21 protein-coding genes and 1 riboswitch are annotated in these 18,980 nt (G+C 73.0%); of the genes, 8 read left to right on the top strand and 13 right to left on the bottom strand.

From position 1 onward, the window contains the following. Nucleotides 1-8: 8 nt before the first annotated feature. Nucleotides 9-668 (bottom strand): TetR/AcrR family transcriptional regulator, encoded by a 660-nt coding sequence (locus OHA99_RS20940; RefSeq protein WP_153179273.1) that lies wholly within the window; start codon nucleotides 666-668, stop codon nucleotides 9-11. Between the two features lie 100 nt (nucleotides 669-768). Here OHA99_RS20940 and OHA99_RS20935 point away from each other — a divergent pair, with 100 nt between their 5' ends. Both OHA99_RS20935 and OHA99_RS20930 read left to right on the top strand, forming a co-directional pair. Next, on the top strand, nucleotides 769-1,476 hold the full coding sequence (locus OHA99_RS20935) for a hypothetical protein (RefSeq protein WP_194280037.1): 708 nt from the start codon (nucleotides 769-771) through the stop codon (nucleotides 1,474-1,476). Nucleotides 1,477-1,486: 10 nt separating this feature from the next. After that, nucleotides 1,487-2,590 carry a GNAT family N-acetyltransferase gene (locus OHA99_RS20930; RefSeq protein WP_366472236.1) on the top strand — a complete coding sequence of 368 codons (1,104 nt, stop codon included), beginning with the start codon at nucleotides 1,487-1,489 and terminating at the stop codon, nucleotides 2,588-2,590. On the opposite strand, the gene OHA99_RS20925 is transcribed toward OHA99_RS20930, so the two are convergent. Beyond that, on the bottom strand, nucleotides 2,572-2,871 hold the full coding sequence (locus tag OHA99_RS20925; protein WP_153179271.1) for a DUF4031 domain-containing protein: 300 nt from the start codon (nucleotides 2,869-2,871) through the stop codon (nucleotides 2,572-2,574). The two genes, OHA99_RS20930 and OHA99_RS20925, sit on opposite strands and share 19 nt — an antisense overlap. 10 nt (nucleotides 2,872-2,881) lie before the next feature. Continuing rightward, complete coding sequence (locus OHA99_RS20920; RefSeq protein ID WP_007450759.1) at nucleotides 2,882-3,262, bottom strand: hypothetical protein; 381 nt, start codon at nucleotides 3,260-3,262, stop codon at nucleotides 2,882-2,884. Between the two features lie 55 nt (nucleotides 3,263-3,317). Here OHA99_RS20920 and OHA99_RS20915 point away from each other — a divergent pair, with 55 nt between their 5' ends. From OHA99_RS20915 to OHA99_RS20900, 4 genes are all read left to right on the top strand, one after another. Next, nucleotides 3,318-4,289 carry a MurR/RpiR family transcriptional regulator gene (locus OHA99_RS20915; RefSeq protein ID WP_228126188.1) on the top strand — a complete coding sequence of 324 codons (972 nt, stop codon included), beginning with the start codon at nucleotides 3,318-3,320 and terminating at the stop codon, nucleotides 4,287-4,289. Between the two features lie 123 nt (nucleotides 4,290-4,412). After that, nucleotides 4,413-5,348, top strand: a complete 936-nt coding sequence (murQ, locus tag OHA99_RS20910) for an N-acetylmuramic acid 6-phosphate etherase (RefSeq protein ID WP_405697196.1) — start codon at nucleotides 4,413-4,415, stop codon at nucleotides 5,346-5,348. 66 nt (nucleotides 5,349-5,414) lie between these two features. Next, entirely contained in the window at nucleotides 5,415-5,984 is a 570-nt protein-coding gene (locus OHA99_RS20905; protein WP_405697193.1) for a hypothetical protein, read from the top strand. Nucleotide 5,985: 1 nt separating this feature from the next. Further along, nucleotides 5,986-6,573: a TetR/AcrR family transcriptional regulator gene (locus OHA99_RS20900; protein ID WP_153179268.1), complete on the top strand. Its 588-nt coding sequence runs from the start codon at nucleotides 5,986-5,988 to the stop codon at nucleotides 6,571-6,573. Nucleotides 6,574-6,650: 77 nt separating this feature from the next. Here OHA99_RS20900 and OHA99_RS20895 read toward each other — a convergent pair whose 3' ends face one another. From OHA99_RS20895 to thrC, 7 genes are all read right to left on the bottom strand, one after another. Further along, nucleotides 6,651-7,151: a hypothetical protein gene (locus tag OHA99_RS20895; protein WP_405697190.1), complete on the bottom strand. Its 501-nt coding sequence runs from the start codon at nucleotides 7,149-7,151 to the stop codon at nucleotides 6,651-6,653. A 53-nt stretch (nucleotides 7,152-7,204) separates the two neighbouring features. Further along, nucleotides 7,205-8,746, bottom strand: a complete 1,542-nt coding sequence (locus OHA99_RS20890; protein WP_405697187.1) for a carboxylesterase/lipase family protein — start codon at nucleotides 8,744-8,746, stop codon at nucleotides 7,205-7,207. A gap of 33 nt (nucleotides 8,747-8,779) precedes the next feature. After that, nucleotides 8,780-9,910 carry an NADH:flavin oxidoreductase gene (locus OHA99_RS20885; RefSeq protein ID WP_405697184.1) on the bottom strand — a complete coding sequence of 377 codons (1,131 nt, stop codon included), beginning with the start codon at nucleotides 9,908-9,910 and terminating at the stop codon, nucleotides 8,780-8,782. A 207-nt stretch (nucleotides 9,911-10,117) separates the two neighbouring features. After that, complete coding sequence (gene groL / locus OHA99_RS20880; protein ID WP_153179264.1) at nucleotides 10,118-11,743, bottom strand: chaperonin GroEL; 1,626 nt, start codon at nucleotides 11,741-11,743, stop codon at nucleotides 10,118-10,120. A 327-nt stretch (nucleotides 11,744-12,070) separates the two neighbouring features. Then, nucleotides 12,071-12,274: a cold-shock protein gene (locus tag OHA99_RS20875; RefSeq protein WP_004929928.1), complete on the bottom strand. Its 204-nt coding sequence runs from the start codon at nucleotides 12,272-12,274 to the stop codon at nucleotides 12,071-12,073. Nucleotides 12,275-12,681: 407 nt separating this feature from the next. Then, nucleotides 12,682-12,957, bottom strand: coding sequence for a MoaD/ThiS family protein (locus OHA99_RS20870; protein WP_007388715.1), 276 nt, complete (start codon nucleotides 12,955-12,957; stop codon nucleotides 12,682-12,684). Then, on the bottom strand, nucleotides 12,954-14,246 hold the full coding sequence (thrC, locus tag OHA99_RS20865) for a threonine synthase (protein ID WP_164384268.1): 1,293 nt from the start codon (nucleotides 14,244-14,246) through the stop codon (nucleotides 12,954-12,956). The genes OHA99_RS20870 and thrC overlap by 4 nt, the downstream gene beginning before the upstream one ends. A 17-nt stretch (nucleotides 14,247-14,263) precedes the next feature. After that, a riboswitch (SAM riboswitch) is annotated at nucleotides 14,264-14,411 on the bottom strand. Nucleotides 14,412-14,573: 162 nt separating this feature from the next. Here thrC and OHA99_RS20860 point away from each other — a divergent pair. Next, entirely contained in the window at nucleotides 14,574-15,518 is a 945-nt protein-coding gene (locus OHA99_RS20860) for a glucosyl-3-phosphoglycerate synthase (RefSeq protein ID WP_153179263.1), read from the top strand. A gap of 10 nt (nucleotides 15,519-15,528) precedes the next feature. Here OHA99_RS20860 and OHA99_RS20855 read toward each other — a convergent pair whose 3' ends face one another. Beyond that, nucleotides 15,529-16,245, bottom strand: a complete 717-nt coding sequence (locus OHA99_RS20855; RefSeq protein ID WP_381499348.1) for a hypothetical protein — start codon at nucleotides 16,243-16,245, stop codon at nucleotides 15,529-15,531. A gap of 146 nt (nucleotides 16,246-16,391) precedes the next feature. Between OHA99_RS20855 and OHA99_RS20850 the strand changes: the two genes are divergently transcribed. Then, on the top strand, nucleotides 16,392-17,795 hold the full coding sequence (locus tag OHA99_RS20850) for a trehalose-6-phosphate synthase (protein ID WP_164384266.1): 1,404 nt from the start codon (nucleotides 16,392-16,394) through the stop codon (nucleotides 17,793-17,795). Between the two features lie 29 nt (nucleotides 17,796-17,824). Here OHA99_RS20850 and otsB read toward each other — a convergent pair whose 3' ends face one another. Together otsB and OHA99_RS20840 are read right to left on the bottom strand one after the other, a co-directional pair. After that, entirely contained in the window at nucleotides 17,825-18,697 is an 873-nt protein-coding gene (otsB, locus tag OHA99_RS20845; RefSeq protein ID WP_164384265.1) for a trehalose-phosphatase, read from the bottom strand. 35 nt (nucleotides 18,698-18,732) lie between these two features. Continuing rightward, nucleotides 18,733-18,966 carry a DUF3263 domain-containing protein gene (locus OHA99_RS20840; RefSeq protein ID WP_042822413.1) on the bottom strand — a complete coding sequence of 78 codons (234 nt, stop codon included), beginning with the start codon at nucleotides 18,964-18,966 and terminating at the stop codon, nucleotides 18,733-18,735. Nucleotides 18,967-18,980: the final 14 nt, after the last annotated feature.

The raw sequence follows: 18,980 nt of genomic DNA, 5'->3' as shown, positions 1-18,980 counted from the left end.
ACTCCACGTTAGGGGCCCAGCAGGTCCTTCAGTTCGGCGTCGAAGAGAAGGGCCGGGTCGAAACCCATGCCGGTGTACTGGCCGGCGAGTTCCAGGGAGAGGACGCCGTGCAGCCGGGACCAGAAGGACAGGGCGCGGTGGAGCACCGGGGCGGGCGCCGGGTGGTCGCCCGCCCACTGCCGGTGGCCCTCGAGGTGCGCGTCGAACGCGTCGGCGGTGCCGTCCGAGGGCGGTGCGGGCGGCAGCGCGGCACAGACGCCGACGATGACCGCCATGGTCTCGGCGGCGATCCCGGTGATGTCGTCGGGCGCCCGGTAGCCGGGGACGGGGGTGCCGAAGATGAGGAAGTAGCGCTGCGGGTCGTCCAGGGCCCAGGCGCGCAGGGCGTGCGCGAGACCGGCCAGGTCGGCACCGGCGTCGGCGGCCGCCCGGAAGGTGTCGGCCTGGCTGCGGTAGGCGTCCCGGATGAGTTCCGTGATCAGCTCGTCGCGCCCGTCGAAGTAGCGGTAGAGCGCGGGCCCGCTCATGCCCATCCGCTTGGCGATCGCGTTCAGGGAGAGCGCGGAGGCGCCCGCCGCGGCGATCTGCTCCCAGGCGTGTTCCTTGATCTCCGCGCGCACCTGGGTGCGGTACCGCTCGCGCGGGGTGCTGGTGCGCGCCTCCGGCATGGTCCGTCCGCCGCCTTTCGGCTCTCGTCCGGCCCGACCGGCCGGGATTCCCACAGGTCGGTTAGAAGCTATCACGAACATTATCTGGGAGAATGCGCCCATGCCCGCCCGCACCGGTCCCGCCGAGTCCGCCGCCCTCGCCGCCCTTCGTTCCCGCTTCGCCCGCGCCCTCGCGGGAGCCGCCGCCCCCGGTGCCGCGCCCGGCACGCGGGCCGTCCCCGACCCCGCGCCGTACGCCGACAACCTGCTCGCCCGCTGGCAGGAGCCCCAGCGGCGCTATCACACCCTCGCGCACCTCACCGCGGTCCTGGATCACATCGACGTCCTGGCGGAGCACGCCGACGACGTGGACGCCGTACGCCTCGCCGCCTGGTTCCACGACGCCGTCTACCTGCCCGAGCGGTCGGAGAACGAGGAGCGCTCGGCCCGGCTCGCCGAGCGCGCGCTGCCCGAGGCCGGGGTCCCGGCGGAGCGGACCGCCGAGGTGGCCCGGCTGGTCCGGCTCACCGAGACCCACGCCCCGGCCGCCGACGACCGCGACGGGCAGGTGCTGTGCGACGCGGACCTGGCGGTCCTCGCCTCGCCGCCGTCGGCGTACGCGGCGTACACGGCGGCCGTCCGCGAGGAGTACCACTTCGTCCCGAACGACGCCTTCCGCGCGGGCCGGGCCGCGATCCTGCGCCAACTCCTCGGCCTGCCCAGCCTGTTCCACACCCCGCACGGACGGCGGGAGTGGGAGGCGACCGCCCGCCACAACCTCACCGGCGAGCTGGAAATGCTGTCGCTCCCGGACACCCCCGGCGCCTAGCCTGCCCCGCATGCGAACACTGGGCGGGGAACAGGTGGAAGAGGCCGTCGCGGGCGCCGTGGCGCTGCTGCGCACGGCGACGGACCGGGACTGGCGCGCGACCCGGGCCGGACGGCTCGACTGGGACTGCCGGTACACGGCGGAGCACGTCGCGAGCGACCTCCTCGCCTACGCCGGGCAGCTCGCCGGACGCGCCACCGAGGCGTACGTGCCGTTCGAGATCACCCTGGACGAGGGCACCGGCAACGAGGACGTGCTCCAGGTGATCGAGACGACCGGCGCGCTGCTCGCCGCCACCCTCCGCACCACCCCGCGCGAGGTCCGGGCCTTCCACCCGTACCCCTTCCGCAGCGCGGACCGCGAGGGCTTCGCGGCGATGGGGATCACCGAGGTGCTCCTGCACACGCACGACATCGCCGAAGGCCTCGGGCTGACCTACGAACCGCCCGCCGAGCGGTGCGCGGACCTCCTCGCCCGGCTCTTCCCGCACGTCCGGCCCGACGCCGACCCCTGGCGCACCCTGCTGTGGGCCACCGGCCGCGGCGACCTGCCCGGACGGGCCCCGGTCACCGAGTGGCGCTGGCGCAACAACCTGGTGGTCCCGGCCGAGCGGCTCACCCTCCAGGGCCTCACGCCCGCCGCCGCCACCGACCTCGCCGCGGGCGGCGACGGCGGCTTCGCGTGGATCGACGGCGGGCCCTACCAGGGCACCCGGGACGCCGCCGGAATGCTGGTGAAGGCCTACGAGACGGGGGTCCACCGCCCGGTGTGGGGGGTCTTCGTCCTGGTCCGGCGCGAGGACGGGCGCGCGGTCGGCGGCATCGGCTTCCACGGGGTGCCGGACGAGAAGGGCCGGGTGGAGATCGGCTACGACCTCGCCGCAGCGGCCCGGGGCAACGGCTACGCGACCGAGGGACTGCGCGCGCTGACCGACTGGGCGCTGGGCCGGGAGGCGGTGACCTCCGTGCGCGCGACGACCGAGCCGGAGAACACCGCGTCGCAGGCCGTCATCGCCCGCGCCGGGTTCGTCCGGATCACCGGGGACGGCGCGGAGGACGGCGACGGGGGCGAGGGCGAGGGCGGCGGGCAGTTCGTCTACGAGCTGCGCCGCTGAGCACCCGGGGCGGCGGAGCGGGAAGCGCCCTTGCGGCGGCGCAGTCCCGCCCCGTGCAGCAGCCGCACCACCTCGCGGCTGCTGACCTCCAGCGCACCGGCGGACACGGCGTCGGCGTACCGCCGGTCGGGCAGGTCGTAGTGGTCGCGTTCGAAGGCGCGGCGCGGCACGCCCAGGGCCTCGGCGAAGGCGTGCAGTTCGGCGTAGGAGACGTCGCTGACCAGGTGCGACCAGAGGCGGCCGTGGCCCGGCCAGGTCGGCGGGTCGATGTAGACGGTCACCGGAGGGTCCTCACGACGCGGCACCGCCGGAGGCCGCGCCCAGCGAGCCGACCGCCGCGACCTTCACGCCGGCCTTGCCGCACACCCAGTGCGGGTCGGGTCCCAGCTCGGGTTCGACGTCCAGCGCGTGCGGGTCGCCGGAGCCGCACACCGGGCACAGCGGCCAGCGGCCGTACCGCTCCAGCAGGGCGTCCTGCACGTCCTGCGCGACCAGCCCGGCCACGAACTCCACACCCTCCGGCCACTGCTCGACCCACCAGCGCCGCTGCACGACGGACTCCTCGACCAGCGACACGACGTCCGGTTCGGCGACCTCGCCCGCCACCAGGTCGGCGAGCACGAGGGCGCGCGCGGCGTGCAGCGCCTGCTCCAGGGGGCTGATGGGGTTCATGCACCCATTGTGCGCACTCTTGACCCGCGGACCGAAACGAAAATATCTTTCATGAGTGACCGATGAAGTGAAGGAAACTTTCGCCAGTGCCTCGGGGGGCCGCCGGGCCACTGGTGGCGGGAGCGCACCGCCCGCGCCCGCCGCGCTCGCGGCCAAGGTCCGCACCCTGGCGCCGTCGATGACGCGGTCCATGCAGCGGGTCGCCGAGGCCGTCGCGGGCGACCCGGCCGGCTGCGCGGCCCTCACGGTCACCGGCCTGGCCGAGCTGACCGGCACCAGCGAGGCGACCGTCGTGCGCACCGCCCGGCTGCTCGGCTACCCCGGCTACCGCGACCTGCGCCTCGCGCTCGCCGGGCTCGCCGCCCAGCAGCAGTCCGGCCGCGCGCCCGCCATCACCACCGACATCGCGGTCGACGACCCGATCGCCGACGTGGTCGCCAAGCTGGCCTACGACGAGCAGCAGACCCTCGCGGACACGGCCGCCGGTCTCGACACCGTCCAGCTCGGCGCGGCCGTCGCCGCCCTGGCCGCCGCCCGCCGCACCGACGTGTACGGCATCGGCGCCTCCAACCTGGTCGCCCAGGACCTCACCCAGAAGATGCTGCGCATAGGGCTCATAGCCCACGCGCCGGGCGATCCGCACCTCGCCGTCACCAACGCGGTGCAACTGCGCGCCGGGGACGTGGCCCTCGCGATCACGCACTCCGGCTCGACGGGGGACGTCATCGAACCGCTGCGGGTGGCCTTCGAGCGCGGCGCGACCACCATCGCCATCACCGGCCGCCCCGACGGTCCCGTCACCCAGTACGCCGACCACGTGCTGACCACGTCCACCGCGCGGGAGAGCGAGCTGCGGCCGGCGGCGATGTCGTCGCGGACCAGTCAGCTGCTGGTGGTGGACTGCCTGTTCGTGGGGGTGGCGCAGCGGACGTACGAGGCGACCGCACCGGCTCTGGCGGCGTCGTACGAGGCGCTGGCGCATCGGCACGGGGCGCTCCGCGCGGGGGCGGGGGACCGTAGGGCTTGATCACTGTGGGCGGCTGCGGGCCGAGTGTGGCTGGTCGCGCCCACGCGGCGGAGCCGCACGTCGAAACAGACCCGCACCCCTGGGTATCTACAGCCACCGTAAGCTGAAAAGGGCTGCATCCTTATGACCTCCACCCCCCATCACCCCGACCTGCGCTCCCAGTTGGAGACGTTGACGACCGAGGCGTTCCGGCCGGAGCTGGCCGAGATCGATCAGTTGCCCACCCTCGACATCACCCGCCTGATGAACGGCGAGGACGCCGCCGTGCCCGCCGCCGTCGCCGAGCGGCTGCCGGAGATCGCCGCCGCGATCGACGCCGTGGCCGCCCGGATGGCGCGCGGCGGGCGGCTGATCTACGCGGGCGCCGGTACGGCCGGCCGGCTCGGGGTGCTGGACGCCTCGGAGTGCCCGCCCACCTTCAACACCGGCCCGGGGCAGGTCGTCGGCCTGATCGCGGGCGGCCCGGACGCGATGGTCACCTCCGTCGAGGGCGCCGAGGACTCCCCGGAGATGGCCCGCGCCGACCTGGACGCCCTCGAGCTGACCGCCGAGGACACGGTGGTCGGCGTCTCCGCCTCCGGCCGCACCCCGTACGCCGTCGGCGCCGTCGAGCACGCCCGCTCGCTGGGCGCCCTGACCGTCGGCCTCGCCTGCAACCGGGGCAGCGCCCTGGCCGCCGCCGCGGAGCACGGCATCGAGGTGGTGACCGGGCCCGAGCTGCTCACCGGCTCGACCCGGCTGAAGGCGGGCACGGCGCAGAAGCTGGTCCTGAACATGCTGTCGACGATCACCATGATCCGGCTCGGCAAGACGTACGGGAACCTGATGGTGGACGTGCGCGCCTCCAACGAGAAGCTGCGCGCCCGCTCCCGCCGCATCGTCGCGCTCGCCACCGGCGCCGCCGACGACGAGATCGAGCGGGCCCTGACGGCGACCGACGGCGAGGTGAAGCACGCGATCCTGGCCCTGCTGGCCGACGTGGACGGCCCGACGGCCGCCCGCCTCCTGACCGAGTCCGGCGGCCATCTGCGGGCGGCGCTGGCGGCGGCACACGGCTGACCGCCCCGGCCGTCCCGTCCGGCCGGATGCCCGGGGCCGTCGGCGCCGTGTGCGATTCTGAAGCACATGAACCACGCCCAGCTGACCGCCCTGGGCCGCGCCCTGCGTCTCCTCGGTGAGCACGGCGAGGCCCTGACCGCCGACACGCCGGAGACCAAGCTCCACGAGGTCCGCGCGGACCTGAAGCGCGCGCTGGACCAGCTGGAGGAGAGCGTCACGACGGCGGCCCCCAGCACCCGCTGCCCCGAGCACCCGAACGGCCCGGTCGACAAGGCCGCCCCCGACCTGTGCCTGCTGTGCGAGACCCGCCGCCGCACGGCCCGCCGCGCCGAGTACGGCGGCGGACCGCCGCCGTCCCGGCCCACCGAGCCGGTCCAGTCCCGCTACGGCGTCCGGGGCGACCGCCCGCAGCCCCAGCAGCGCTGGCTGCCCGAGCTGTGGAACGGCCAGGCGTGGCAGCTGTGCGGCACCCCGCGCCGCGACCGCCGCGAGGCCGAGCTGTACATCGCGGCCCAACTGCGCGGCCCGCACGCCGCGATGGCGTACCGGCTCGTCCACGAGTTCACCGACTACGAGGTGCTGCGGGTGTGGGGCACGCCGGTACGCGTGGACATCGAGCCGATGGGCGGGCTGTGACGTGGTGAGACGGAACGACCAGCGCCGTGCGGCCCTCGTCGACGCGGCGATCGAGGTGCTGGCCGAGCAGGGCGCCCGGGGGCTGACCTTCCGGGCGGTGGACACGGAGGCGGCCGTCCCGCCCGGCACCGCGTCCAACTACTTCGCCAGCCGCGACGACCTGCTCACCCAGGCGGGTGCCCGCGTCTACGAGCGGCTGCACCCCGGCGAGGCCGCCCTCGCGCGCCGGCGCACGGCCCCCCGCGACCGCGACACCTACGTACGGCTGATGCGCGAACTGGTCGACCGGGTCGCCGGGTTCCGCACCGGCTACCTCGCCCTGCTCGAACTGCGCCTGGAGGCCACCCGGCGCCCCGAGCTGCGCGCGGTGCTGACCGAACGCGTCCGCGAGGACGTCGCCGCCAACGTCGCCCACCACGAGGCATCCGGCCTCCCCGGCGACGCCACGGCCGTCAAGCTGCTCGTGCTCACCCTGAACTGGCTGATCGTCGAACAGCTCACGCTGCCGGACGTGTTCACCCCGGCCGAGCGCGACGAGCTGGTGGCGGCGGCGGTCGACCGCATCGTGGCACCGGACGAGGACCGCTAGACAGTCCCTCCCCGCCGGATCAGATCCGGGTCCCGCCGCCGTCGACGCACCGGTTGGCGCCGACGGCGACGCCGCTGTCAGGGGCTGCCGGGGCCGGCCGCCGCCAGGGCCTCCGTCGTCGCCTGCCGCAGTGAGCGGCCGGTGATCCAGCGGTTCTTCCCGCCGGCCAGGGAGGCCGCGGCACGACCCACCCATTCCGGATCGCCGAGGAGGGGGAGCTTCCCCTCGGCGGTGAGCTGCCGCAGCAGGGATTCCAGCCGGAGCGCGTCCACCGCGCGGTAGGGGCGCGCGTGCTGGTCGAAGCGCAGCTGGTGGTCCTCGTACGGGTGGCGCAGCGTCATGTGCAACCAGCCGCCGTCACGCGTGGCGACCATGCCCTTCAGCGTGTACAGGCCCCTGTTGTTCGTGTCCCCGGAGTGCTTGCCCCAGGTGATCCTGATGCCGTTCATGATCCGGGACCACGGGACCAGTCGTCCCCCGGCGTCCGGCTCGTGCTGGTAGAGCCCTTCCGGGTGGAACTCCACCCAGTGGGTGCCGGGCCGGGTGGCGTCCCCGACTCCCCAACGGCCGTCGGTCATTTCCAGCGGCCCCAGACATGTACGGTCCTCCCCCGTACTCCTCGATCGGCCGGTCATCGCTGCGGCCCCACCAGCGGGAGGGGGGCGAACTCGTGTCCGTCCCACAGGCGTCGGGACGTCTCCTGCGGGTACGGCGCGACCTTCGGCTCGGCGTCCAGGACCTGGACCAGGCGCCGGTCCGTGTCGTACGCGGGCCAGCCGGGGTCGCCGGACCGGGCGAACGCCGTCCAGGAGGCGCGGAAGCGGGACGACAGGGCCAGGGCCTCCTCGGACGGCTCCGCGCCGCCGAACTGGAGCAGCGCCAGGCTCTCCCGGAAGGTGCCGAAGAGGAGGGGGATGTCCAGCGCGTGACAGGCGCCCAGCGCGCCGTCGAACGCCGGGGCGGGCCAGGTGAGTTCGTAGACGTGGGACCGGCCGCCGCCCGCGAGGTGGGCCTCGGCCAGGTGCAGGGACGGCATCGCGAACAGCCAGTCGGTCTGGACGCGTTCGTAGAGGTCGTTCGCGGAGTCGTCCGGGAACGCGGCGCGGTAGGCGGCCTCGCCGCCCGGGGCGTACAGGCGCAGGGCGGCGCTCGCACGGTCCTCGCCGATCGCGCCGAGCTTGCCCGCCATGGCGGTGAACAGGCGGTTCTCGTCCCTGTTGTGACCCGCCATCAGCTCGATGTCGCGGGCCGCACCGGAGGCCAGCGCCCGCCACGGCGCGACCGGCAGGAACTCGCCGTCCACGACCGGCGCGTACGGGGTCACCGTGGGCGCCGCCTGTCCCCAGCGGCCGACCCGGCCGGGCATCTTCGGGGCGAGGGCCTGGCCGGCCTCGACGAGCTGGTCCGGAGTGAGGTCCGCGAGGTCTTCGACGGTCGGGCGCAGGCCCACCTCGGCGGCGAGGGCGGCACCGATGTCGGCGGCGAGTTCCGGGGAGAAGTAGGTGCCCGGCACGCTCTGGGCGACGGCCCGCCGGAAGAGCCCGGCCGCACGGGGCATCGCCAGCAGGGCCGCCACGGACCCGGCGCCCGCCGACTCGCCGAAGACGGTGACCTGGCCGGGGTCGCCGCCGAACGCCGCGATGTTGTCCTGCACCCAGGCCAGCGCCGCCACCTGGTCGAGCAGGCCCCGGTTGGCGGGGGCGCCCTCGATGTGGGCGAACCCCTCCATGCCGAGGCGGTAGTTGAGGGTGACGACGACGAGGTCGCCGTCGGCGGCGATACGGCGGGCGTCGTACGCGGGGCTGCCGGAGTGACCCATCTTGTAGGCGCCGCCGTGGATCCAGACCATGACCGGGCGGCGGGCGGCGGGGTCGGGAGCGGGGGTCCAGACGTTGACCGTCAGCCAGTCGTCGCCCTCGGGGACGTCCGGGGGGCCGACGGTGCCCGCGGGACCGAGGTCCTGCGGGGGCGGCGGCCCGAAGGCGTACGCCTCGCGTATGCCGTCCCAGGGGCGGACGCGGCGCGGGGCGGCGAACCGGGCGTCTCCCACCGGTGGCTGGGCGAAGGGGATGCCGCGGAAGACGGCCAGGCCCTCCTCGGTCCGGCCGCGCACCGCGCCGGAGGAGGTGCGCACCACGGGTTCCACTGACACGACGGGTTCAGGGATCGTCATCCTCCGGACCCTACGCCGTGGTGCGCACCGCGCTCAGCTGAGGGTCTTCAGCGACGCCGCGTCGTACGGGGCGAGTTCGCCGAAGCGGCCGGTGAGGACCTTCTCGGCCCACCGCGGGTCCTGGAGCAGCGCGCGGCCGACGGCGACGAGGTCGAACTCGTCGCGCTCCATGCGGTCGAGGAGGTTGTCGAGGCCCCGGACGGAGGCACCCTCGCCCTGGAAGGCCTTGTCGAAGTCGCCGTCGAGGCCGACCGAGCCGACGGTGATGGCGGTCCTGCCGGTGAGCTTCTTGGTCCAGCCGGCCAGGTTGAGGTCCGAGTCCTCGAACTCCGGGACCCAGTAGCGGCGGGTGGAGGCGTGGAAGGCGTCCACTCCGGCCGAGGCGAGCGGGGCGAGGATGGCCTCCAGCTCCTGGGGGGTCTCGGCGAGACGGGCGTCGTAGGCCTCCTGCTTCCACTGGGAGTAGCGGAAGATCACGGGGAAGTCCGGGGAGACGGTCTCCCGTACGGCGGCCACGATCTCGGCGGCGAACTTCGCCCGGGCCACGGGGTCGCCGCCGTAGGCGTCGGTGCGGCGGTTGGTGCCGGACCACAGGAACTGGTCGACCAGGTAGCCGTGGGCGCCGTGGATCTCCACGCCGTCGAAGCCGATGCGCTCGGCGGCCGCGGCGGACTCGGCGAAGGCGCCGATGACGTCGTCCAGGTCGCGCTGGGTCATCACCCTGCCGGTGGGCTCGTCCGCGCCGATGCGCAGGCCGGACGGGCCGACGGCGGGGGCGTCCGGGAAGGGCTGGTCCCCGGCCTTGCGGACCATGCCGATGTGCCACAGCTGCGGCACGATCGTGCCGCCCGCCGCGTGCACCGCCCCGGCGACCTTCGCCCACCCGGCGAGCTGCTCCTCACCGTGGAAGCGCGGCACGCGGTCGCTCTGCCCGGCGGAGTCGTGGCCGACGTAGGTGCCCTCGGTGACGATCAGTCCGACTCCGGCGGCGGCGCGGCGGGAGTAGTACGAGACCACGTCCTCGCCGGGGACGCCGCCCGGGGAGAACATCCGGGTCATCGGGGCCATCGCGATGCGGTTGGGCACGGTGAGGCCGTTGATGGTGGCCGGGCGGGCGAGGAGCTGGGCGGCGCGGGTGGCGGCCTCGGCGGGGGTGACGGTCACGTGGGGGCTCCTGAGGTGGGTACCGATTGGTATGTGCGCGCGCATGCAACGCACTCCCACGGGAACGGGACCGCCCCGCCGGACCATTCCGCCCGGCGCCCCGATGTGAGCCTGCCCACAGCCGGAGACGCCCGAGGGCGGCACCCCCCTCTCGGGAAGTGCCGCCCTCGGTCCGTACCGGACGGTCGATCAACCGGAACCGGTCGATCAGAAGTCCATGTCACCGCCCGGCATGCCGCCCGGGGCGCCCGCCGCGGCGGCCTTCTCGGGCTTGTCGGCGATGACGGCCTCGGTGGTGAGGAACAGCGCGGCGATGGAGGCGGCGTTCTGCAGCGCGGAACGGGTCACCTTCGCCGGGTCGATGATGCCCTCGGCGATCATGTCGACGTACTCACCGGAGGCGGCGTTCAGGCCGTGGCCGACGGTCAGGTTGCGGACCTTCTCCACGACGACGCCGCCCTCGAGACCGCCGTTGACGGCGATCTGCTTCAGCGGGGCCTCCAGGGCGAGCTTCACGGCGTTGGCGCCGGTCGCCTCGTCACCCGACAGCTCCAGCTTCTCGAAGACCTGGGAGGCCTGGAGCAGGGCCACGCCACCACCGGCGACGATGCCCTCCTCGACGGCCGCCTTCGCGTTGCGAACGGCGTCCTCGATGCGGTGCTTGCGCTCCTTGAGCTCGACCTCGGTGGCGGCACCGGCCTTGATGACGGCCACGCCGCCGGCCAGCTTCGCCAGACGCTCCTGGAGCTTCTCGCGGTCGTAGTCCGAGTCGCTGTTCTCGATCTCGGCGCGGATCTGGTTGACCCGGCCCTGGACCTGGTCGGCCGAGCCGGCGCCGTCCACGATCGTGGTCTCGTCCTTGGTGATGACGACCTTGCGCGCGCTGCCCAGCAGGTCCAGCGAGGCGTTCTCGAGCTTGAGGCCGACCTCCTCGGAGATGACCTCGCCGCCCGTGAGGATGGCGATGTCGCCGAGCATGGCCTTGCGGCGGTCGCCGAAGCCCGGGGCCTTGACGGCGACGGACTTGAAGGTGCCGCGGATCTTGTTGACGACCAGGGTCGACAGGGCCTCGCCCTCGACGTCCTCGGCGATGATCAGCAGCGGCTTGCCCGACTGCATGACCTTCTCCAGGAGCGGCAGCAGGTCCTTGACGTTGCCGATCTTGGAGTTGGCGATCAGGATGTACGGGTCGTCGAGCGACGCCTCCATACGCTCCATGTCGGTGGCGAAGTACGCCGAGATGTAGCCCTTGTCGAAGCGCATACCCTCGGTGAGCTCCAGCTCCAGACCGAAGGTCTGGGACTCCTCGACGGTGATGACGCCTTCCTTGCCGACCTTGTCCATGGCCTCGGCGATGAGCTCGCCGATCTGGGTGTCGGCGGCGGAGATGGAGGCCGTGGAGGCGATCTGCTCCTTGGTCTCGACGTCCTTGGCCTGCTCGAGCAGGGCGGCGGAGACGGCCTCGACGGCCTTCTCGATACCGCGCTTCAGGGCCATCGGGTTGGCGCCGGCCGCGACGTTGCGCAGGCCTTCCTTGACCAGGGCCTGGGCGAGAACGGTCGCGGTGGTCGTACCGTCACCGGCGACGTCGTCCGTCTTCTTGGCGACTTCCTTGACCAGCTCGGCGCCGATCTTCTCGTACGGGTCCTCGAGCTCGATCTCCTTGGCGATGGAGACACCATCGTTGGTGATCGTGGGGGCGCCCCACTTCTTCTCGAGGACGACGTTGCGGCCCTTGGGGCCGAGCGTCACCTTGACGGCGTCCGCGAGCTGGTTCATGCCGCGCTCGAGGCCGCGCCGCGCCTCCTCGTCGAACGCGATGATCTTGGCCATGTGAAGTGGTCCCTCCAGGACTGGGGGTGATTCCTTCGGACCGCGCCCGCGCCCGCGACGGACGGCTCGCCGACCTTGTGGTTCCTTCCCCACCCGGCCTGCGGGCCTCACCGACCCGGTCCTTCGTTGTCACTCTCACCTTCAGAGTGCTAACGCCAATGATTAGCACTCGCCCCCATCGAGTGCAAGCGCCTCTCGCTGATCCGGCCCGCCGGTCAGCCACCCGCGAACAAGGGGGCGACGGGCGTCCGGGCAGGCCGAAGGGCCCGTACCCCTGGAGGTACGGGCCCTTCGGATGAAGACCGGGTGCTGCGGTGGCCGCGCGTCTCAGGCGCTGAGGCGAACCATGTCGGCCTGCGGGCCCTTCTGACCCTGCGAGATCTCGAACTCGACCCGCTGGCCTTCTTCGAGGGTGCGGTAGCCGTCCATCTGAATCGCGCTGTAGTGGACGAATACATCCGCACCACCGTCGACCGCGATGAAGCCGTACCCCTTCTCCGCGTTGAACCACTTGACGGTGCCCTGAGCCATGCCTAACTCCCCTATTACTGGCCCTTGCACAGATCCGCACTTCGCGAATCCGGGTCAGACCTCGCCCCCTCACGACTGGGGGCGTGCGCCGGAACGCGTCGACCGCGGCTGAATGTATCTGTCCAACTGCCGTCTGCAACAGGTCAATCGGACGAGAAATCTGGACGCGCCCGGTCCGGAATGTGGCGAGAATTCGCCTGAATTCGGGTCAAGTCGGGGCACACAAAGAGAACAAAAGCCACAGAACACGTCCGCACTTTGGCTACTTCTTGTCGGACGGACGGCAGGAATTAACGGTTCCCGTTGTGTCGATCGGGAGCGCGTTCCCCAACTCTACCGCGCTCAACCACATGGAATTGCCCCCTCCGTTTCTCTCACGGAGAGGGCAAGTCACGCTACGACACGTATCAGCCGCCGGCGACCGCCGGGATGATCGAGACACCGGCGCCGTCCGGCGTCGCCGTCTCCAGGCCCTGCTCGAAGCGGACGTCGTCGTCGTTGACGTAGACGTTGACGAAGCGGCGCAGCTTGCCCTGGTCGTCCAGGACGCGGGCGGCGATGCCGGTGTGGTTCTTCTCCAGGTCCGTGATGACCTCCCCGAGGTTGGCGCCGTCGGCGCTCACCTCGGCCTTGCCGCCGGTGTAGGTGCGCAGGATGGTCGGGATGCGAACGGTCACGCTCATGCGAGGCCAGCCTCTCGGAAGGAGTCCAGGTTGGGACGGATCGTGGCGGTGAGGCCGGTGCCGGCCACCGCGTCGAGGGTCTTCAGTCCGTCGCCGGTGTTGAGGACGACGGTGGTGAGCGACGGGTCGAGGACGCCGTTCTCGATCAGCTTCTTCGTCACGCCGACCGTCACACCGCCCGCCGTCTCGGCGAAGATGCCCTCCGTGCGGGCGAGCAGCTTGATCGCGTCCACGACCTGCTCGTCGGTCACGTCCTCCACGGCACCGCCGGTGCGGCGGGCGATGTCGAGGACGTAGGGGCCGTCGGCCGGGTTGCCGATGGCCAGCGACTTGGCGATGGTGTTCGGCTTCTGCGGGCGGACCACGTCGTGACCGGCCTTGAACGCCGTGGAGACCGGCGAGCAGCCCTCGGCCTGCGCGCCGAAGATCTTGTAGGGCTTGTCCTCGACCAGGCCGAGCCCGATCAGCTCCTTCAGCCCCTTGTCGATCTTCGTCAGCTGGGAGCCGGACGCGATCGGCACGACGAGCTGGTCGGGCAGCCGCCAGCCGAGCTGCTCGCAGATCTCGTACGCGAGGGTCTTGGAACCCTCGGCGTAGTAGGGGCGCAGGTTGACGTTGACGAAGCCCCAGCCCTCGCCGGCCGGGTCGCCGATCAGCTCGGAGCAGAAGCGGTTCACGTCGTCGTAGTTGCCCTCGATGCCGACCAGCTCGCCGCCGTAGACGGCGGCCATGACGACCTTGCCCTGCTCCAGGTCGTGCGGGATGAACACGCAGGAGCGGAAGCCGGCCCGGGCGGCGGCGGCACCGACGGCACCGGCGAGGTTGCCGGTGGAGGAGCAGGACAGGGTGGTGAAGCCGAAGGCGCGGGCGGCCTCGATGGCCTGGGCGACGACGCGGTCCTTGAAGGAGTGCGTGGGGTTGCCGGAGTCGTCCTTGACGTACAGACCGCCGGTGACGCCCAGCTCGCGGGCGAGGTTGTCGGCCTGGACGAGCTTGGTCCAGCCGGGGTTGATGTTCGGCTTGGTCGCGACGTCGGCGGGGACGGGCAGCAGGGGGGCGTAGCGCCAGATGTTCGCGGGGCCCGCTTCGATCCGCTTGCGCAGCTCTTCGGTGTCGTAGGCGGAGAAGTCGTAGGCGATCTCGAGGGGGCCGAAACACTCTTCGCAGGCGAAGACGGGTCCGAGCGGGACCTGGTGGCCGCACTCCCGGCAGCTCAGCGCGGCGGCGGGGCCGAGGTCGACGGTGCCGTCGGTGGAGTTCGCGGGGGTTTCGGCAGTCTGCACAGCCATGGAGGCGAGGCCCTTTCTCCTCATCTTCCTCACGACGCATCTCGCCGTGAGACGGATTTGGCACCTTCCCTAGCCGGGAGCCTCGCCACGTCCGTGTGACAAGAGCCGGCTGGAGGGTTGCCGGGGCTTCATCGGGCCGTATCCCTCTGCCCCTCTGGATGAGCGGTATGAAGTTGTTTGACGGTGGTGCGCGCGGCGACCCCGGCATGCGGTGGTCCCACGCGTTGTTCAAGACTGTAACCGAAGGCCAAGGCCGTTGAGATAGTCGTCCGTACCGCGAGATGGATCACAACGGATCACCACGGATCACGAAGGAGACCACCGGACGTGCTGGAAGAAGTCGAGCGCTGGCTGAACGCACGCTCCTGGTCCGCCGGGGACCGGACCGTCCGGCAGCTCCTGTCCGCCAAGCACGCCACCGGGCAGTCGGTCAGCGTGGTGCTGCCCGCCCTGGACGAGGAGGCGACGGTCGGGGACATCGTCACGGTGATCCGGCGGGAGCTGATGCTCCGGGTCCCGCTCGTCGACGAGATCGTGGTCGTGGACTCCGGATCGAGCGACCGTACCTCGGAGGTGGCCGCGGCGGCGGGTGCCCGCGTCGTGCACCGGGACTCGATCCTGCCCCGCATCCCCGCCGTGCCGGGCAAGGGCGAGGTGCTGTGGCGGTCGCTGCTGGTCACCGGCGGGGACATCGTCTGCTTCGTCGACGCCGACCTGCGCGAGTTCTCCGCCGACTTCGTCTCCGGGATCGTCGGCCCGCTGCTCACCGACCCGGACGTGCACCTGGTCAAGGCCATGTACGACCGTCCGCTCGGCGGGGCGGCCGGGCAGGGCGGCCGGGTCACGGAGCTGATGGCGCGCCCGCTGCTCAACCTGCACTGGCCGCGGCTGGCCGGCTTCGTCCAGCCGCTGGGCGGCGAGTACGCGGCCCGCCGCTCCCTGCTGGAACGGCTGCCCTTCCCGGTCGGCTACGGCGTCGAACTGGGCATGCTGGTCGACGCCCTGCACCTGGTCGGCCTGGACGCGCTCGCGCAGGTGGACGTCGGGGTCCGCGTCCACCGCCACCAGGACGGCCGGGCGCTGGGCCGGATGGCCGCCGCGATCTACCGCACCGCCCAGCTGCGGCTGGCCCGCGGCCACCTGGTCCGGCCGACGCTCACCCAGTTCGAACGCGGCGCCGACGGCTTCGAGCCGCGCACCTACGCCGTGGACACCGAGGAACGGCCCCCGATGACGGAGATCGCGGAGTACGCGGCCCGGAAGGCGGCCTGACCCCCGGGTCTCAGCCGGGGACGCCGTCCGACCAGCGCCACCGGCCGCCGGAGTCCAGCTCGCAGGTCAGGTACTCGCCGCCGCGGCCGTGGGTGTGCAGGCCCCGGTGCTTCTTGGCGCAGAACTGGCCGTCGGCGTAGCAGTTGCCGGCCGGGCTCATCAGCTCGCAGACGCCGGAGCCGCCGCCCGAGCCGCCGCCGGTGCCGCCGCCGCCGCTCGTGCCGCCGGTGCCGTCGGCCCGGGTCTTCGAGGGCTTCGGGGTCGGCTTCGGCGTGTGCAGCAGGCGTCCGGCGCAGTCGCGGCCGTCGCGGGGGACGGTGAAGGTCACGGTGCCGGGGCCGCCGCTCTGCGCGCAGACCTTCTCGCCGCTGCCCCAGGAGGAGGCCCGCTGTCCGGTGCCCTGGAGACTCACGGTGTAGTGCACGCCCGCCTTCTTGGCGGCCCCGACGGCCGCCCCGATGCTGCCGCCGGTGAGGTCCGGCAGCGTGACGGCGGTCGGGGTGGGCGTGGGCGCCGGGGTCTCGGTGCTCGGGGACGCCTCGGGGGTGGGACTGCCGCTCGGCGTGGCGGTGGCGGTCGGGGTCGTCGTCGTGGCCGCCGCCTTCGCGCCCGCGTCGCCGTCTCCGTCGCCGCAGCCCGCCAGGGCCAGCGCGCAGGCCGCGATCAGTGCCGCCGGGGCGACGAGTCTGCTCCCGCGCGGGTGTCGCGTGTGTGTACGTATGGGCATGGTTCGCCCACCCCCCAAGAAGTTGAAATGTGCACCGCACATCCTCAGCCCGTTCACAGTTCCCACACAAGACGCGTGACCGAATCGCAGCCGGGGTGACACCGGGGAACGTTTGAGGTTCGGGGGGCCGGGCTAGGTTGAGGCGTATGGCTTCAAGCTTCGGTGCTGCTCAGGTGCTGGTCGCCTCCAACCGGGGGCCGGTCTCGTACGAGGTGCGGGAGGACGGGTCGCTGCACGCCAAGCGGGGCGGTGGCGGGCTGGTCTCGGGACTGTCGGCCATCGGGCCGGACGCGGGCGCGCTGTGGGTGTGCTCGGCGCTCGGCGACGGCGACCGCGAGGCGGTGCGGCGCGGGGTCGGCGAGGACGGCGTACGGATGCTGGACGTGCCGGCCGACGTGCACGCGGACGCGTACAACGGGATCGCCAACTCGGTGCTGTGGTTCGTGCACCACATGCTGTACCAGACGCCCCTGGAGCCGGTCTTCGACGCGGAGTTCCGGCGGCAGTGGGCCTCCTACGAGGCGTACAACCGGGCCTTCGCCGAGGCGCTGGCCGAGGAGGCCGCCGAGGGCGCGGTCGCGATCGTGCAGGACTACCACCTGACGCTGGTGCCGGGGATGCTGCGCGAGCTGCGCCCCGACCTCCGGATCGGCCACTTCTCGCACACGCCCTGGGCCCCGGTCGACTACTTCCGGCTGCTGCCGGACGACATCGCCGAGCAGGTGCTGCGCGGGATGCTGGGCGCCGACCGGCTCGGCTTCCTCACCCGGCGCTGGGCCGACGCGTTCACCGCCTGCTGCGACGCCGTGGTGGGCGGCACGGGCGGCACGGAGATCGGCGTGCACGGGCTCGGCGCCGACGGGGACTTCCTGCGCAAGCGGTCGCACGAGGCGGACGTCGAGGAGCGGATGGCGGCGCTGCGGGAGGAGATCGGCACCGCGCCGGAGGGCGGCGCGCGCCGCACGATCGTGCGGGTGGACCGCACCGAGCTGTCCAAGAACATCGTGCGGGGGCTGCTGGCCTACCGGGAACTGCTGGCCGGGCGGCCGGAGTGGCGCGAGCGGGTCGTGCACGTCGCGTTCGCGTATCCCTCGCGGCAGGATCTCGCCGTGTACCGGGAGTACACGGCCGAGGTGGAGCGGGTCGCGCACGCGGTCAACGAGGAGTTCGGCACGCCGGGGTGGACGCCGGTCGTGCTGAATCTGAAGGACGACTTCGCGCGGTCCCTCGCCGCGTACCGGCTGGCGGACGTGGCGCTGGTCAACCCCGTCCGGGACGGGATGAACCTGGTCGCGAAGGAGGTGCCGCTCGTCTCCGACGCGGGGTGCGCGCTGGTGCTGTCGCGGGAGGCGGGGGCGTACGAGGAGCTGGGCCGGGACGCGGTGGTGGTGAACCCGTACGACGTGGTGGGGACGGCGGACGCGCTGCACGAGGCGCTCGGCCTGCCGGCGGGGGAACGGGCCGAGCGGTCGGAGCGGCTGGCGGCCGCCGGCACCGCGCTGCCCCCGGCGCGCTGGTTCCTGGAGCAGCTGGAGGCGCTGCGCGGCTGACGGGGCCGCCGTTTCCCGACGACGTCGCCTCAGGCCAGCCGGTGTGCGAGGGCCGCCAGCAGGGTCACCACTCCGGCCGGGCCGGGTACCTCGACGTCCGCGCGTTTCCGCAGTTCCGTGACCTCGTCGCTGGCGCTGCAGACCAGGAGGCCCGGGGTGCCCTCGGTGCGGAGGGTGTCGACGGCCGCGTAGGCCGGGAGGTCGCCGAGGTCGTCGCCGGCGAAGAGGACGGAGCCGGCGTCGAGGGAGTGGACGTACGACCTGAGGGCGGCGCCCTTGTCCATGCCGGGCGGGCGCAGTTCCAGGACCATGCGGCCGGGTTCGACGATCAGGCCGTGGCGGGCGGCCAGGTCGGCGAGGGGGGCGCGCAGGGCGTCGAAGGCGGCCTGCGGGTCGGGGGCGCGGCGGGTGTGGACGGCGACCGCGTGGCCCTTGTCCTCCGTCCAGGTGCCCTGCGCCGCGGGCCCGGACCGCTCGAGGAGGCCCGGCAGCGCGGCGCGGACGGCGGCGACGCCGGGGTGCGGTTCGGGCGTGGTGAGGGTGCCGGTGGCGGCGTCCCAGCGCTCGGCGCCGTAGTGGCCGAGGACGACGAGGTGGTCGAGGCCGGGGACGTCCGCGAAGCCGCCGTGGTGGACGGCGACCTCGGCGGGGCGGCCGGTGATCACGGCGACCGAGGCGACCTTCGGGGCCAGGGCGGCGAGCGCCGGTACGGCCCCGGGGTGGGCGCGGGCCCGGTCGGGGTCGGGCACGATCGGGGCGAGCGTGCCGTCGAAGTCGAGCGCGACCAGCGCGCGGCCGGGCTCGGCGAGGAGGGCGTCCAGCCCTTCGCGTCCGGCGGCCGTCGCGGGCGTCGGCAGGGGGTGTGGGGAGTCGTCTCGGGTGGAGTCCTGGTGGCTGCCCATACGGCGAACCTATCCCGCCGGGGCCGAAGCCAACCTCAGCGCTCCGCGCGGCGCGACTCCCGTATCCGGCGCAGGCGGTTGACCGTCACCGGGTCGCAGGCCAGGGCGCGGGGGTCGTCGAGGAGGGCGTTGAGGAGCTGGTAGTAGCGGACGGGGGCCAGGCCCAGCTCCTCGCGGACGGCGCGCTCCTTGGCGCCGGGGCCGGAGAAGCCCCGGCGCTCCAGCGCGAGGATGCTCCGCTCCCGCTCGGCCAGCTCTCCCAGGTCCATGTACGACAACGTAA

Source organism: Streptomyces coelicoflavus (genome assembly GCF_045041415.1).
In the GTDB taxonomy this organism is placed as follows: Bacteria; Actinomycetota; Actinomycetes; order Streptomycetales; family Streptomycetaceae; genus Streptomyces; species Streptomyces coelicoflavus.
Note: the sequence above shows the minus strand (reverse complement) of the source record. Positions and strands in the feature narration are given on the sequence as shown.